12 protein-coding genes are annotated in these 14,649 nt (G+C 71.5%); 6 read left to right on the top strand and 6 right to left on the bottom strand.

Annotation, left to right across the window (positions count from 1 at the left end; genetic code table 11):
* The first annotated feature begins 96 nt into the window (after positions 1-96).
* The 3 genes from ACFTXQ_RS13955 to ACFTXQ_RS13965 all read left to right on the top strand — a co-directional run bounded on the left by ACFTXQ_RS13955 (position 97) and on the right by ACFTXQ_RS13965 (position 2,748).
* The gene (locus tag ACFTXQ_RS13955) at positions 97-672 is read left to right on the top strand and encodes a DUF6114 domain-containing protein (RefSeq protein ID WP_382639953.1); all 576 of its coding nucleotides are present in this window, start codon (positions 97-99) and stop codon (positions 670-672) included.
* Entirely contained in the window at positions 662-1,933 is a 1,272-nt protein-coding gene (locus ACFTXQ_RS13960) for a hypothetical protein (RefSeq protein WP_382639955.1), read from the top strand. Before ACFTXQ_RS13955 ends, ACFTXQ_RS13960 begins: the two co-directional genes overlap by 11 nt.
* 248 nt (positions 1,934-2,181) lie before the next feature.
* On the top strand, positions 2,182-2,748 hold the full coding sequence (locus ACFTXQ_RS13965; RefSeq protein WP_382639958.1) for a hypothetical protein: 567 nt from the start codon (positions 2,182-2,184) through the stop codon (positions 2,746-2,748).
* Between the two features lie 89 nt (positions 2,749-2,837).
* Here ACFTXQ_RS13965 and pyk read toward each other — a convergent pair whose 3' ends face one another.
* From pyk to pta, 3 genes are all read right to left on the bottom strand, one after another.
* Complete coding sequence (gene pyk / locus ACFTXQ_RS13970) at positions 2,838-4,268, bottom strand: pyruvate kinase (RefSeq protein WP_382639961.1); 1,431 nt, start codon at positions 4,266-4,268, stop codon at positions 2,838-2,840.
* A 62-nt stretch (positions 4,269-4,330) separates the two neighbouring features.
* The gene (locus ACFTXQ_RS13975) at positions 4,331-5,545 is read right to left on the bottom strand and encodes an acetate kinase (RefSeq protein ID WP_382639964.1); all 1,215 of its coding nucleotides are present in this window, start codon (positions 5,543-5,545) and stop codon (positions 4,331-4,333) included.
* A 62-nt stretch (positions 5,546-5,607) separates the two neighbouring features.
* Positions 5,608-7,692, bottom strand: a complete 2,085-nt coding sequence (gene pta, locus ACFTXQ_RS13980; protein WP_382639967.1) for a phosphate acetyltransferase — start codon at positions 7,690-7,692, stop codon at positions 5,608-5,610.
* Positions 7,693-7,976: 284 nt separating this feature from the next.
* Between pta and ACFTXQ_RS13985 the strand changes: the two genes are divergently transcribed.
* Positions 7,977-9,002 (top strand): ATP-dependent 6-phosphofructokinase, encoded by a 1,026-nt coding sequence (locus tag ACFTXQ_RS13985; protein WP_382639970.1) that lies wholly within the window; start codon positions 7,977-7,979, stop codon positions 9,000-9,002.
* 136 nt (positions 9,003-9,138) lie between these two features.
* On the opposite strand, the gene ACFTXQ_RS13990 is transcribed toward ACFTXQ_RS13985, so the two are convergent.
* Entirely contained in the window at positions 9,139-9,762 is a 624-nt protein-coding gene (locus tag ACFTXQ_RS13990; protein WP_382639973.1) for a helix-turn-helix domain-containing protein, read from the bottom strand.
* A 321-nt stretch (positions 9,763-10,083) separates the two neighbouring features.
* Here ACFTXQ_RS13990 and ACFTXQ_RS13995 point away from each other — a divergent pair, with 321 nt between their 5' ends.
* Positions 10,084-10,476: a MerR family transcriptional regulator gene (locus tag ACFTXQ_RS13995; RefSeq protein ID WP_382639976.1), complete on the top strand. Its 393-nt coding sequence runs from the start codon at positions 10,084-10,086 to the stop codon at positions 10,474-10,476.
* A 32-nt stretch (positions 10,477-10,508) separates the two neighbouring features.
* Positions 10,509-10,856, top strand: coding sequence for a thioredoxin (gene trxA, locus ACFTXQ_RS14000; protein WP_382639978.1), 348 nt, complete (start codon positions 10,509-10,511; stop codon positions 10,854-10,856).
* Here the strand turns inward: trxA and glgB are convergent.
* Both glgB and ACFTXQ_RS14010 read right to left on the bottom strand, forming a co-directional pair.
* Positions 10,846-13,137: a 1,4-alpha-glucan branching enzyme gene (gene glgB, locus ACFTXQ_RS14005; RefSeq protein ID WP_382639981.1), complete on the bottom strand. Its 2,292-nt coding sequence runs from the start codon at positions 13,135-13,137 to the stop codon at positions 10,846-10,848. The genes trxA and glgB overlap by 11 nt on opposite strands.
* Complete coding sequence (locus tag ACFTXQ_RS14010) at positions 13,134-14,585, bottom strand: maltokinase (RefSeq protein ID WP_382639984.1); 1,452 nt, start codon at positions 14,583-14,585, stop codon at positions 13,134-13,136. The genes glgB and ACFTXQ_RS14010 overlap by 4 nt, the downstream gene beginning before the upstream one ends.
* Positions 14,586-14,649: the final 64 nt, after the last annotated feature.

The raw sequence follows: 14,649 nt of genomic DNA on the forward strand, positions 1-14,649 counted from the left end.
GTGTCCCCGGAGGCCGGTCGGCGGCGGTTCCCGCCGCCGACCGTCCGTCCGGGCTCCACAGATTTCCGTACCACCGTTTCCAGGGAGCTGTTGTCCATGAACCCCCAGGCCCCGGTTTACGTTCGCGCCGAAGACGACGCCTGGCTGACCATGGTGTGGTATCGCTTCTACGCCTGGCGCGGCCGCCGTCCTTTCTGGGCCGGGCTGTTCACCCTGATCAGCGGCTTCCCGATCGCGTACTTCCCGTACGCGGACCTCCGGCTCGGCAACCTCAGCCTCGCGATGGCCACCACGGGCGGCGCGGGCGCACTGATCATCGGCATCCTGCTGATCACGCTGGGGCTCGCCCTCTGGTTCCAGCAGGCGATCCGGGTCTTCGCCGGCGTCGCCTCGATCCTGCTGGCCCTGGTGTCCCTGCCGGTGTCCAACCTCGGAGGCTTCGGGCTGGGCTTCGTCCCCGCGCTCCTCGGCGGAGCCCTCGCGCTCGCCTGGGTCCCGGGGCAGCCGGCGCAGGAGGCTCCGGCGGACCAGCGGCCGGCCGCGGTCCACCTGGGCAAGGCGGAGGCGATGACGGACCCCCACGGCGTCCCGGGACAGCGCGAAACGGAAACGCCTGCATACGCGAGCGAGACGACTGCCCACGCCGATGGCGGGAGGAACAGTGCGGGGTGACGAGACGCAGCGGGGCGTGGCCCCCGGCGCAGGGTCCCGTGAGATCAAGGGGCCGCGGCACGCGGCGCCCAGGAAGTCGCTGCTGAACAAGCTCCAGATACCCGTCGGCAAGACGATGGCGCTCGCTGCGATGCCGACGGCCGTGTTCGTCGGGATGGGCATGGCGCCGAAGCTGGCCGTCGCCGACGAGACGGACATCCCGTTCGCCCCCGGGCCGTGTGTGACGCGGTCCGACGAGCCGACGCAGTCGCCGTCCCCGACCGCCTCGACCTCGCCTTCGCCCAGTGCGAGCGCGAGCGCCTCGCCCGGTGCGAGCCCTTCGCCCTCCGCGTCCGCGAAGCCGAAGCCGAGCACCTCCCCGTCCCCGTCCGCGACGGCCACCAAGCCCGCGGCGGACTCCAAGACCCCGGCACAGGCCACCGCGCCGTCCCCGGCGCCGACCAAGTCCACGAACCCGCTGGACCCGCTGGGTGTCGGCGACGCGCTCAAGGGCCTCGTCGACGGCCTCGGCAAGCCCCTCACGAAGCCGACGGCGACCCCGACGCCCACCCCCACGCCCACCACGGCAGCCCCGAAGACCCCGGCGCCCGACCCGGCCGCCGACGCGATCCGCGAGGCCGCGAAGAAGGCGGGCGCATCCGTCGAGGAGCTCCCCGACGAGGTCAAGGACACCACCAAGACCCCGAAGGACGAGACGGGCACGACGGCGGGCGACGACGAGGCCAAGACCCCCGACGAGGACGGGGCGAAGAAGGACGCGGACGGGAAGGAACCCTTCCCCTGTCCGACCTACGACGCCCAGGCCCTGGCCGACGCCGAGCTGGAGCCGGGCATCCCGCTCCTGCCGGACGAGCCCTGGTACCTCGACAGCTCCCTGCTGACCCTCTACGGCCTGGACTACCACGGCATCGTCGAGGTGAAGACGGCCGGCGGCAAGACCAAGAAGGTCCTGAAGTTCACCGCGGACTCGCTGGACATCAAGGACCTCTACCAGACGGTCGGCAAGGAGGGGAACGTCGCCCACCTGAAATCCCGTCCGGGCTCCACCTCCAAGATCCGCGGCGGCACGGTGACGATGTACACCGAGAGCCTCAAGGGCAACCTCTTCGGCCTGATCCCGATCGAGTTCACCCCGAACAGCCCGCCGCCCCTGAACGTCCCGTTCGCCTTCTTCACGAACGTCAAGGTCGTCCAGGCCGGCCAGTTCGGCGGCACCCTCACGGTCCCGGGCCTCAAGAACTACATCGGCCCGCCGGAGTAGACGCATCAACCCAGGTGAACGGACCGTACCTGTGGTGGCCCGCCCTTCATGGCCGAGGGGTGGGCCACCTGTGTGCCTGTGGCACGCCCGCTCGTGACTCCCGTGAACACCCCCGGCTCGCTCGGCGAGATCTACAAGCGCAACGGCGACGTGCGCGACGCGGGCAAAATCGAAGGCAGTTCTACATCGACTTCGGCCTCAGCGGTCTCACCAGGATGGTTGACGCCGGGTGGAGTTCCGGCACGACCTTGCTGGAGATCGTGGCGGCCGTCGCGGACTGGGGTGACGGCGTGTATGCCCCCACCCTCCTGGAGGACGCGCTCCGCGTGCTGGAGTCGGACCTCTCCTCCAGGGAGGTGGACATCCTGTGGTGCGCGGCCTCGAAGCGCTCCTACCGACCCGATTTCTTCGGCGTCGAGGGGCGGGCGTGGCTGCGGCAGGTCGCGGATGTCTGTGCGGAGCGGATCCGGCAGGACGATCCGTCCTTCACGGTCACCCTTTCGAGTCCTGCCCCGGCGGCGTGGTTCGCGGACGAGGTGCTGGCTGAGGTCGAGTCCGTCGCCGACGCCGTGCGCTCCGTAGAGGGGCACGCGCACTACGGGGTGCCGGACGTGGTGCGCACGCTGGAGAAGGTGGTGACGGACGTCGATCCGGATCTGGGGTTCAGGATGCTCCTCAGGGTCCTGAAGGCGTACCAGATCACGATCAGCGCATCCCGTCTCGCGCGTTTCCGGGATCTCGGCGAGAGGCTCGGGTACGACGAGTGCGTCGTGGAGGACGGGGGGATCGACGTCGGACCGGATCCGGCGGACTGACGCGCCCCCTCCACACGCCGAGGGCGGCACCCCCGGTGGGGGTGCCGCCCTCGGCCTCTGTGCGGCAGAGTTCGTGCGGTGGGGCGGGGTCAGTCGCGCTCGCCGCCGCCCAGGTGGTGGACCCGGACCATGTTGGTGGTGCCGGGGACACCGGGGGGCGAGCCGGCCGTGATCACCACGGTGTCGCCCTCGTTGTTGCGGCCGAGCTTGAGCAGCTCGCCGTCCACCAGGTCGACCATCGCGTCGGTGGTGTCCACGTGCGGGACGATGTACGACTCGACGCCCCAGCTCAGCGTGAGCTGGTTGCGGGTGTGCGGGTCGGTGGTGAAGGCCAGGATCGGCTGCGTGGCGCGGTAGCGCGACAGGCGGCGGGCGGTGTCACCGGACTGCGTGAAGGCGATGAGCGCCTTGCCGTCGAGGAACTCCGCGATCTCGCAGGCCGCGCGGGCGACGGAGCCGCCCTGGGTACGGGGCTTCTTGCCCGGGACCAGCGGCTGCAGGCCCTTGGACAGGAGCTCCTCCTCGGCCGCCGCGACGATCTTCGACATCGTCTTGACGGTCTCGATCGGGTAGGCGCCCACCGAGGACTCGGCGGACAGCATGACCGCGTCGGCGCCGTCGAGGATGGCGTTGGCGACGTCGGACGCCTCCGCGCGGGTCGGGCGGGAGTTGGTGATCATCGACTCCATCATCTGGGTCGCGACGATCACCGGCTTGGCGTTGCGGCGGCACATCTCGATGAGCCGCTTCTGGACCATCGGGACCTTCTCGAGCGGGTACTCGACGGCCAGGTCACCACGGGCCACCATGACCGCGTCGAAGGCCGCGACCACGGCCTCCATGTTCTCGACGGCCTGCGGCTTCTCCACCTTGGCGATGACGGGGACCCGGCGGCCCTCCTCGTCCATGACCTTGTGCACGTCCTTGACGTCATTGGCGTCGCGGACGAAGGACAGGGCGACCATGTCGCAGCCCATCCGCAGGGCGAAGCGGAGGTCGTCGACGTCCTTCTCCGACAGCGCGGGGACGTTGACGGCGGCACCCGGCAGGTTGATGCCCTTGTGGTCCGAGATGACACCGCCCTCGATGACGATGGTCTTGACCCGCGGGCCGTCGACCTCGGTCACCCGGAGCTCGACGTTGCCGTCGTTGATCAGGACCTGGTCACCCTTGGCGACGTCGCCGGGCAGGCCCTTGTAGGTGGTACCGCAGATGGACTTGTCACCCGGGACGTCCTCGGTGGTGATGGTGAACTCGTCACCGCGCACCAGCTCGACGGGACCCTCGGCGAAGGTCTCCAGACGGATCTTCGGGCCCTGGAGGTCGGCGAGGACGCCGACGGCGCGCCCGGTGTCCTCGGAGACCTTCCGGACGCGGTCGTACCGCTCCTGGTGTTCTGCCTGGGATCCGTGGCTGAAGTTGAATCGGGCCACGTTCATGCCTGCCTCGATGAGTGCTTTCAGCTGCTCATACGAGTCGACGGCGGGGCCCAGTGTGCAGACAATTTTGGAACGGCGCATGGAGCGGATCCTATCCGTTTGTTTCGTAGCGGAATATTCCGTCTGGCGGAAAGTCCAAGTGACTACTGAGTAACCAGCGCGTACGCCTGGGTGGCGATCTCCAGTTCCTCATCCGTCGGGACCACGGCCACCGCCACCCGCGCGTACTCCGCCGAGACCAGCCGCGGCTCCGGGGAGCGCACCGCGTTGGCCTCCAGGTCCAGCGCCAGGCCCAGCTCGGCGAGGCCCTCCACGGCAGCCTCCCGGACCTGGTGCGCGTTCTCGCCGACCCCGGCCGTGAACGCCACCGCGTCCACCCTGCCGAGGACCGCCGAGTAGGCGCCGATGTACTTCTTCAGACGGTGGACGTACGCCGCGAAGGCGGTGCTCGCCGCCTCGTCGCCCTCGCCCGCCCGCCGCAGCACTTCGCGCATGTCGTTGTCGCCGCACATGCCCAGCAGACCGCTCTTCTTGTTCAGGAGCGAATCGATCTCATCCACCGAGAGGCCCCCCACCCGCGCCAGGTGGAAGATGACCGCCGGATCCAGATCGCCCGAACGGGTTCCCATGACCAGACCCTCCAGCGGGGTCAGGCCCATGGACGTCTCCACGCACACCCCGCCGCGCACGGCCGAGGCCGAGGCGCCGTTTCCCAGGTGCAGCACGATCACGTTCACGTCCTCCACCGGCCGGCCCAGCAGTGCGGCCGTCGCCCGCGAGACGTAGGCGTGCGAGGTCCCGTGGAAGCCGTACCGCCGGATGGAGTACTTGTCGGCCGTCGCGGCGTCGATGGCGTACCGCGCCACGTACTCCGGCATCGTCGAGTGGAAGGCCGTGTCGAAGACGGCGACCTGCGGGATGTCCCCGCGCAGCTCGCGCGCCACCTCGATGCCCGTCACGTTCGCCGGGTTGTGCAGCGGGGCCAGGGGGATGAGGTTCCTGATCTCCGCCAGCACCTCGTCGTCGATGACGGCCGGCTGCGTGAACCGCGTCCCGCCGTGCACCACCCGGTGCCCCACCGCGGCCAGTTCGGGGGAGTCCAGCCCCATCCCGTCGGCGGCCAGCTCCGCCGCCACCGCCTTGAGCGCCGCCTCGTGGTCCGCGATCCGCCCGAGCGTCTCGCGCTTGCCGCCCGCGGCGCCCGGGCCGGCGAGCGGCTCGTGCACGAGCCGTGAGGTCTCCTCGCCGATGCGCTCCACCAGGCCCACCGCGAGACGGGACCGGTCCGCCATGTCGAGGAGCTGGTACTTCACCGACGAGGAGCCGGAGTTGAGGACGAGTACGCGCGATGCGGTCACGGTGGGGATCTTCCCTTTTCGGTGAGTGAGTGAGTGAGTGAGTGGGTGGGTGGTCGGTCCGGTCAGGCGGTCGGCGCCGGCGCGCCCTGCGCCTGGATCGCGGTGATGGCCACGGTGATGACGATGTCCTGCACCAGTGCGCCGCGCGAGAGGTCGTTGACGGGCTTGCGCAGACCCTGGAGGACCGGGCCGACCGCCACCGCGCCCGCCGAGCGCTGCACCGCCTTGTACGTGTTGTTGCCGGTGTTGAGGTCGGGGAAGATCAGCACGCTGGCGCGGCCGGCCACCTCGGACCCGGGCAGCTTGGTCGCGGCGACCGAGGGCTCCACGGCCGCGTCGTACTGGATCGGGCCCTCGACGAGCAGGTCGGGGCGCTGCTCGCGGACGATCTCGGTGGCCTTGCGGACCTTCTCCACGTCCGCGCCGCTGCCCGAGGTGCCGGTCGAGTACGAGAGCATCGCGATCCGCGGCTCGACGCCGAAGGCGGCCGCGGTGGCGGCCGACTGGACGGCGATGTCGCCGAGCTGCTCGGCGTCGGGGTCCGGGTTGACGGCGCAGTCGCCGTAGACCAGGACCTGGTCGGGCAGGCACATGAAGAAGACCGAGGAGACGATGGAGGCCTCGGGCTTGGTCTTGATGATCTCGAAGGCCGGGCGGATGGTCGCGGCCGTGGAGTGCACCGAGCCGGAGACCATGCCGTCGGCCAGGCCCTCCTGGACCATCAGGGTGCCGAAGTAATTGACGTCGGTGACGACGTCGTTGGCGAGCTCGACGGTCATGCCCTTGTGGGCGCGGGCCTTGGCGTAGTACTCGGCGAAACGTTCCCGCAGGGGGGAGGTGGCCGGGTCGATGAGCTCGGCGCCCGAGATGTCGATGCCGAGGTCGCCGGCCCTCTTCAGGATCGCCTGCTCCTCGCCCAGCAGGGTCAGGTCGCAGACGCCCCGGCGCAGCACCACGTCCGCGGCGCGCAGTACCCGCTCCTCGGTGCCCTCCGGCAGTACGACGCGGCGGCGGTCGGACCGGGCCCGCTCCAGCAGCTCGTGCTCGAACATCATCGGGGTGACGCGCTCCGAGCGGGCCACCGACAGCAGGCCGCGCAGCTCGGTGGTGTCCACGTGCCGCTCGAAGAGGCCGAGCGCGGTCTCCAGCTTCCGCGGGGTAGCGGAGTTCAACCTGCTCTGCAGGGCGAAGAGTTCGCCGGCGGTCGGGAAGCTGTTGCCGGCCACCGACACCACCGGCGTGCCCGGCGCCAGCTTCGAGGCCATCTGCAGGATGTGCGGGGCGGGCCGCTCGTTCAGGGTCAGCAGCACACCCGCGATCGGCGGGGTCCCCGAGGTGTGCGCGGCCAGCGCGCCGACCACCAGGTCGGAGCGGTCCCCGGGGGTGACGACGAGACAGCCGGGGGTCAGGGCGTTCAGGAAGTTCGGCAGCATGGCGCCGCCGAAGACGAAGTCCAGCGCGTCGCGGGCCAGCCCGGCCTCGTCGCCGAGGAGCACCTCGCCGCCGAGCGCCCGGGTGATCTGGGCGACGGTCGGAGCGGAGAGCGACTTGTCGTCCGGCAGCACGTAGCAGGGCACGGGCAGCCGGGCGGCCAGCCGCTCGGCTATGGGGTCCCGGTCCTCGGGGGCCACCCGGTTGACCACCATCGCGACGACGTGGCAGCCCAGGCTCTCGTAGGCGCGGTAGGCGTTGCGGGTCTCGGCGCGCACGGCCTCGGCGGGGTGCTTGGTGCCGCCCACGACGGGCACGACGACCGCCCCCAGCTCGTTGGCGAGGCGGGCGTTGAGCGCCAGCTCGTCGGGGAGGTTGGTGTCGGCGTAGTCGGTGCCCAGGACCAGCATGACCTCGTAGTCGCGGGCCACGCGGTGGTAGCGGTCGACCAGTCGCGAGACGAGCTCGTCGGTGCCCTTCTCGGCGAGGATCGCCGAGGCCTCCTGGTACTCCATGCCGAAGGCGGTCGCGGCGTCCTGGTCGATCCGGTAGCGCGCCTTGAGCAGATCGAAGAGCCGGTCCGGTGCGTCGTGGAGCAGCGGACGGTAGACGCCGACCCGGCCGGTCTGCCGGGTCAGGAGCTCCATGATCCCCAGTTCGACGACCTGGCGGCCGTCCCCCCGCTCGATACCGGTCACGTACACGCTGCGCGTCACGCGTGCTCTCCGTCCATGTGTGTCTGGGAGTCGATTGACCCAGTTAGGGTGGGCTTGACCTCTTGACAATACCTCTGCGGATGGATAGGGCGCCCGCCAGGAATAAGGCCTGGCCGGCGGGGTCGAAAGGCCCTGTGGGGGGAGTGGCACGAAGCGCGCCGCACCCCGGGCCCGTGGAACAATCGGACAGGCTTCACGAATACGCCCTTCATATGTACGGCTGGACGGCCGCGTGCAACCCACGCGAACGGCCAGGTACGACCAGGAGCAGGAGACACAGCACGATGCGTATCGGAGTTCTCACCGCAGGCGGCGACTGCCCGGGCCTCAACGCTGTCATCCGGTCGGTCGTACACCGCGCGCTGGTCGGTCACGGGGACGAGGTCATCGGTTTCGAGGACGGCTTCAAAGGTCTGCTCGACGGCCACTTCCGCCCCCTCGACATCAATGCGGTCAGTGGCATTCTCGCTCGCGGCGGCACGATCCTCGGTTCGGCGCGCATGGAGCGCGCCCGCCTCCACGAGGCCGCGGAGAACGCGCACGAGCTGGCGAAGCGCTACGGCATCGACGCGCTCATCCCGATCGGCGGCGAGGGCACGCTGACCGCCGCCCGGATGCTGTCGGACGCCGGGATGCCCGTCGTCGGCGTGCCGAAGACCATCGACAACGACATCTCCTCCACCGACCGCACCTTCGGCTTCGACACCGCCGTCATGGTCGCCACCGAGGCCATCGACCGCCTCAAGACCACCGCCGAATCGCACCAGCGCGTGATGGTCGTCGAGGTCATGGGCCGCCACGCGGGCTGGATCGCCCTGGAGTCCGGCATGGCCGGCGGCGCCCACGGGATCTGCCTGCCGGAGCGCCCCTTCGAGGTGGACGCCCTGGTGAAGATGGTGGAGGAACGATTCGCCCGCGGTAAGAAGTTCGCCGTCATCTGCGTCGCCGAAGGCGCGCACCCGGCCGAGGGCTCCATGCCGTACGAGAAGGGCGCCATCGACCAGTACGGCCACGAGCGCTTCGCCGGCATCGGCAACCGCCTGGCCATCGAGCTGGAGCACCGCCTCGGCAAGGAGGCCCGCCCGGTCATCCTCGGCCACGTCCAGCGCGGCGGCGTACCCACCGCCTACGACCGCGTCCTCGCGACCCGGTTCGGCTGGCACGCCGTCGAGGCCGTCCACCGCGGCGAGTACGGCAACATGACCGCCCTGCGCGGCACCGACATCGTGATGGCCCCGCTGGCCTCCGCCGTCACCGAGCTGAAGACGGTCCCCGAGAACCGCATGTACGAGGCCGAGTCGGTCTTCTAGACGCCCAGGAACGGGCGGGAATCCCCGGGCCCCCGGGACTTCCGGCCCCTATCCGCCGGCCGAACGGCCCCGGTCCCGTCCCCGCGCGGACGGTCCGGGGCTGTTTCCACAGGCGCCCGGTCCGTCCCTGTGTGTCCTACGACGCACCGCCCGCGACGTACCAGAAGCGCTCCACGATCTCGGCGAGGAACTCCCGCCCCGCGTCCCCGCTCGCGGCCCCGCCCCCGCCGCCGCCCCAGCTCAGGGTGGCCACCATCCGCGACTGGTACTCCCCGTGCAGCTGCTCCAGTACGGCCTCCAGGTGGCCCTTGGGGATCGGCAGCAGCTTGGCCAGCGGCTTGACGTACGCCTGCCAGCGGGTGGTCACCGCGCTGCGCAGCAGGTCCGCCAGCTCGTCGTCCTTGCCGGTGGCCGTCACGAACTGGGCCAGCGTCAGCCCCAGTACCGTCGCGAGGGCGGCGGACTGCCGCTCGTTGCCCTTCCAGCGACCGGTGTCCTCCATCTTCTGGTACGCGTACGTCTCCAGGCCGAGGCGCCGGGCGAGGTCGTCGACGGACAGCCCCCTGGCGATGCGGTGCTCCCGCAGGGTGACCGGCTCGGCGAGCAGCTCGCCGGGCGAGCACCACAGGACCCCGGCGAGCGCCGTGAGCTCGGCCTGGGTGGGCGAAATCTCGCCACGCTCCCACGCCATCACGGTCTCGGGGGCGACGATCAGTCCGTACTGGGCGCTCAGGCCATAGGCGACATGACCGGGAGCCATGCCCAGGGCCGCACGCAGACGACGCGCGGCGGGGGCATTGAAAGGTGGGCTGGAGTGCACACGGCTCACCGTAGAAGTGGCCAGGGTTCGCCGACTACAGACCAAACAAACAAGCCCATAACTCGTAGGAAAGTCCATTGGAGTTCGGGTTTTTTCGCGGGTTTCCCGGCGACTGTCCGGTAATCGGTGCACTCGAAGATCGACTACTGCGTACGGTTCCAGCCACGAGCCCACGGCGCAAGGCTCCTCACAGCCCCTCCACATTGTGGACCCGGACCCTCCCCTTGCCTTGACGTCGGCGTCAAGGACTAGCGTCGGGGCATGCGAATCGGCGAACTGGCGGAGCGGGCCGGGACCAGCACGCGGACCCTTCGGTACTACGAGTCGCGCGGGCTGCTGCCCGCACGGCGCGCGGACAACGGCTACCGCACGTACGACGAGGACGACCTGCGCCTGCTGCGCCAGATCCGGATGCTCCAGGACTTCGGCTTCGAACTGGAGGAGACCCGCCCGTTCGTGGACTGCCTGCGGGCCGGCCACCCGGCCGGGGACTCCTGCCCGGCCTCGCTCGCCGTCTACCGGCGCAAGCTCGCCGAGCTGGACGGGCTCATCGGCCAGCTGGCCGACGTACGGGACCAGGTCGCCCGGCAGCTGGCCGCCGCCGAGGAGACCGCCGGCCCGGATGCGGCGCCGCGCTGCGAGATGACCGGCTGAGATGACGTGAGAGACGTGAGAGGGGAAACGACATGATCCACGCCCACGGTGTGGCAGAGGTGACCGACGCGGACTTCGAGGCCGAGGTGCTCGGCGAGCGCGGCAGGCCCGTCCTCGTGGAGTTCACGGCGGACTGGTGCGGCCCCTGCCGCCAGCTCGCACCCGTGCTGTCCGCGGTCGCCGCCGAGGAGGCCGACCGCCTCAAGGTCGTGCAGATCGACGCGGACAGCAACCCGGGGACCGTCACGCGGTACGGGGTGCTGTCCATGCCGACCCTGCTCGTCTTCCGCGATGGCGAGCCCGTCAAGCAGATGGTCGGGGCCCGCGCCAAGCGCAAGCTGCTTCAGGAACTGGAGGAGGTCACCGGCGTCATGGCCTGAGCCAGACCGTCGCCAGCGGCGGGAGCGTCATCCGCAGGCTCGCCGGCCGGCCCTGCGCCGGCACCGGCTCGGGGCGCAGCGGCTGCAGATGGCGCACGCCACTGCCCCCGTACTGCTCCTGGTCGGTGTTGAGGACCTCCCGCCACAGCGGGACCTCCTCCGGCACCCCGATCCGGTAGCCGTGCCGGACCACCGGCGAGAAGTTCGACACGCACAGCAGCTGCGAGCCGTCCTGCGCGTACCGCAGGAAGGCGAACACGTTGTCCTCCGCGGCGTCCGCCTCCACCCAGGCGAAGCCCTCCGGCACGGTGTCCCGCTCCCACAGGGCGGGCGCCGCCGTATAGGTGCGGTTCAGGTCGCCGACGAGCGTGCGCACGCCCCGGTGGTCGCCGGCCGCCGCGTAGGAGGAGTCCAGCAGCCACCAGTCCGGCCCGTACACCTCCGACCACTCCGACCCCTGGGCGAACTCCTGCCCCATGAACAGCAGCTGCTTGCCCGGGTGGGCCCACATGAACCCCAGGTACGCCCGGTGCGCCGCCCGCTGCTGCCACCAGTCCCCGCCGGGCATCTTCGACACCAGCGAGCGCTTGCCGTGCACCACCTCGTCGTGCGAGATCGGCAGCACGTAGTTCTCGCTGAAGGCGTAGACCATCCCGAAGGTCATGTCGTGGTGGTGGTACTTGCGGTGCACCGACTCCTTCGACATGTAGCGCAGGGTGTCGTGCATCCAGCCCATGTTCCACTTCAGGCCGAAGCCCAGCCCGCCCGCGTCCGTCGGGCGGGTGACGCCGTTCCAGGCCGTGGACTCCTCCGCGATCGTCACCACGCCCGGGCAGCGCCGGTACACCGTCGCGTTCATCTCCTGGAGCAGCGCCACCGCGTCCAGGTTCTCCCGCCCGCCGTGCTCGTTGGGCGTCCACTCGCCCTCGCCGCGCGAGTAGTCGAGGTAGAGCATCGAGGCCACCGCGTCCACGCGCAGCCCGTCCACGTGGAACTCCTCGCACCAGTACACGGCGTTGGCGACGAGGAAGTTGCGGACCTCCTTGCGCCCGTAGTCGAACTCCAGCGTCCCCCAGTCCGGGTGCGCGGCCCGCCGCGGGTCCTGGTGCTCGTACAGCGGACGCCCGTCGAACTCGGCGAGCGCCCAGTCGTCGCGCGGGAAGTGCGCGGGCACCCAGTCGACGATCACCCCGATCCCCGCCCGGTGCAGCGAGTCCACCAGGAAGCGGAAGTCGTCCGGGGTGCCCATCCGCGAGGTCGGCGCGTAGAAGCCGGTGACCTGGTAGCCCCACGACCCCCCGAAGGGGTGCTCGGCGACCGGCATCAGCTCCACGTGCGTGAAGCCGAGCTCCTTCACGTACGCCGGGAGCTGCTCCGCGAGCTGCCGGTACGAGAGCCCGGGCCGCCAGGAGGCCAGGTGCAGCTCGTACACCGAGAAGGGGGCCTGGTGCGGGGGCCGCGCGCCGCGGTTCGCCATCCACTCCGCGTCCTGCCACGCGTACCGGGAGGCCGTGACCACCGAGGCGTTCGCCGGGGGGACCTCGGCGGAGCGGGCCATCGGGTCGGCGCGCAGGGTGTGGCTGCCGTCGGGGCGCGTGATGTCGTACTTGTACAGCGCCCCGGCGCCGACCCCCGGCAGGAAGAGCTCCCACACGCCGCTCGCGCCGAGCGAGCGCATCGGGTAGGCGACGGAGTCCCAGTACGAGAAGTCCCCGGTGACCCGCACCCCCTGGGCGTTCGGCGCCCACACCGTGAACCGGGTCCCGGCCACCCCCTGGTGCTCGATCGGCTCGGCGCCCAGCGCCTTCCACAGCTGCTCGTGCCGGCCCTCGCCGATCAGGTGCAGGTCCAGCTCGCCGAGGGAGGGCAGGAACCGGTACGGGTCGTGGACCTCGATCTCGTCGCTGTCGTACGCGACCAGCAGCCGGTAGTCCGGCACGCCGGTCAGCGGCAGCAGCCCGGAGAACAGCCCGTCGCCGTCGTCGTGGAGCTCGGCCCGCAGCCCCTTGGCGAGGATCGTGACCGCCTTGGCGTAGGGGCGCAGCACGCGGAAGGCCACCCCGCCCCGCTGGGTGCGGGCGCCCAGTACCGCGTGCGGATCGTGGTGCCGGCCCTCCAGCAGCCGGGCCCGCTCCTCCCCGCCGAGCGCCGGCGCCGGCCGGACCCCGCGGGGCGGGGCGGCGCGGCGGGCCCGGGGCGCGCGCGGTTTGCGCGCCGGGGCCGGGGCGGTGGGTGCGGCTTCGTCCCTGACGGTCGGTGACGGCTGTCGTGCGGCGCTCACGCGAGCGGCCTCCTCGGGGGCTTCTGATGGGGGGTGGGGTGCGGGGCGATGGAGCCGGGGGCGGGCGGGGTCGGCGGCATCCGGTGGGCGGGCCGCTGGGGCTCCGAGAGCCGCCGGATCGCGGCCATCGGGACGTGCAGCCAGTCGGGGCGGTGCCGGGATTCGTAGCGCGCCTCGTACACCGCCTTGTCGGTCTCGTACGCCCGCAGCAGTACGGGGTCCTCGCGCGGGTCGCGGCCCGTGGTGCGGGCGTAGCCCTCGCAGAAGGCGGCCCGGCAGTCGTCCGCCCAGGCGGGGGCGAACGGCCGGTGCGAGCGGGCGGCGTAGTCGAAGGAGCGCAGTATCCCGGCGATGTCCCGCACCGCCGGCTCGGGGCGGCGCCGGTCGGCCAGCGGCCGGGCCGGCTCGCCCTCGAAATCGATCAACGACCAGCTGCCGTCGAGGGTGCGCAGGGTCTGACCCAGATGGAGGTCCCCGTGGATCCGCTGGGCGGGCACCCCGCTGCCCCGGGAGGCGGCCAGCGCGTCGAAGGCACCCCGCAGCCCCGGCTCGTAGGGCCGCAGCGCGGGCACCTCCCGGGCCGTGGCGGCCAGCCGTGCCGTCATCCCGGCGGCGAGCCGGGCCGTCTGCTCCGGGCCCAGCGCCAGGGTGGGCAGGGCGGCGGCGAGCGCGCTGTGCACCTCGGCGGTGGCCCGCCCCAGGGCGTGGGCCTCGGAGGTGAAGTCGCCCCCGGCGTCGAGCCGGCGCAGCGCGAGCTGCCAGCCGTCGTCGGAGCCGCGCAGGTAGGGCTGGAGCACGCCCAGCGTCATCGACTCGCTGCCGGGCAGCTCGGCCTCGTACCAGGCGACGGGCGCCGGGACGCGGGCGCAGCCGGCGGCGGCCAGGGCTCTGGGCAGCTCCAGGTCCGGGTTGACCCCGGGGCCGACCCGGCGGAACACCTTCAGGATGTGCGAATCCCCGTAGATCAGCGAGGAGTTGGTCTGCTCGCCGGACAGCGGGCGGGGAGCGAGACCGGCCGGGATCGGCGCGTCCGGGTCCCGGTCGAAGCGCAGCGGACCGAGCGTGCCGGGGGCGCGCAACCGTTCCAGCAGTATCGCCGCGAGGCGGGGATCACCGAGTGCCTCGTACACGGCGCGGCCCGCGTACGGGCCGTCCTCGGCGTGGCCGATCAGGGTGGGCGCGAGGGCGGGCGGCAGCGACGGCCGGATTCCCAGGAGGAGTTGGTAGCAGTCCCCGTCCACGTCGAGGAGCAGGTGCAGCAGTCCGGGGGTGGATCCCGGCGGCAGCAGGTCGGCCGTCGAGACGGCCCTGAGCCTGCTGATGGGGCGGCCCTTGCCCGCGAACCAGCGCTGCGCGGGCAGCCAGGCCCGCAGCATGGGTTCCAGCGGGCCGATCCCGGCGGCCCGGTCGGCCGTCAGACGGCTCCGGGCGGATGCAGCCTCCGACATGGCGTCGCGTCCTTTCCCCGGGCCGTCACGAAGTGCGCAGAGTGTCCCGGATGCGCGGCAGTTG

Origin of the sequence: Streptomyces sp. NPDC057010 (genome assembly GCF_042673805.1) — a bacterium.
Lineage (GTDB): Bacteria > Actinomycetota > Actinomycetes > Streptomycetales > Streptomycetaceae > Streptomyces.

Excerpts from the sequence above, each read along its gene's own strand:
- ACFTXQ_RS13955 (WP_382639953.1), top strand. The coding sequence starts at position 97 with ATGAACCCCCAGGCCCCGGTTTACGTTCGCGCCGAAGACGACGCCTGG.
- pyk (WP_382639961.1), bottom strand. The coding sequence starts at position 4,268 with ATGCGCCGTTCCAAAATTGTCTGCACACTGGGCCCCGCCGTCGACTCG.
- ACFTXQ_RS13985 (WP_382639970.1), top strand. The coding sequence starts at position 7,977 with ATGCGTATCGGAGTTCTCACCGCAGGCGGCGACTGCCCGGGCCTCAAC.
- ACFTXQ_RS13990 (WP_382639973.1), bottom strand. The coding sequence starts at position 9,762 with ATGGCTCCCGGTCATGTCGCCTATGGCCTGAGCGCCCAGTACGGACTG.
- ACFTXQ_RS13995 (WP_382639976.1), top strand. The coding sequence starts at position 10,084 with ATGCGAATCGGCGAACTGGCGGAGCGGGCCGGGACCAGCACGCGGACC.
- trxA (WP_382639978.1), top strand. The coding sequence starts at position 10,509 with ATGATCCACGCCCACGGTGTGGCAGAGGTGACCGACGCGGACTTCGAG.
- ACFTXQ_RS14010 (WP_382639984.1), bottom strand. The coding sequence starts at position 14,585 with ATGTCGGAGGCTGCATCCGCCCGGAGCCGTCTGACGGCCGACCGGGCC.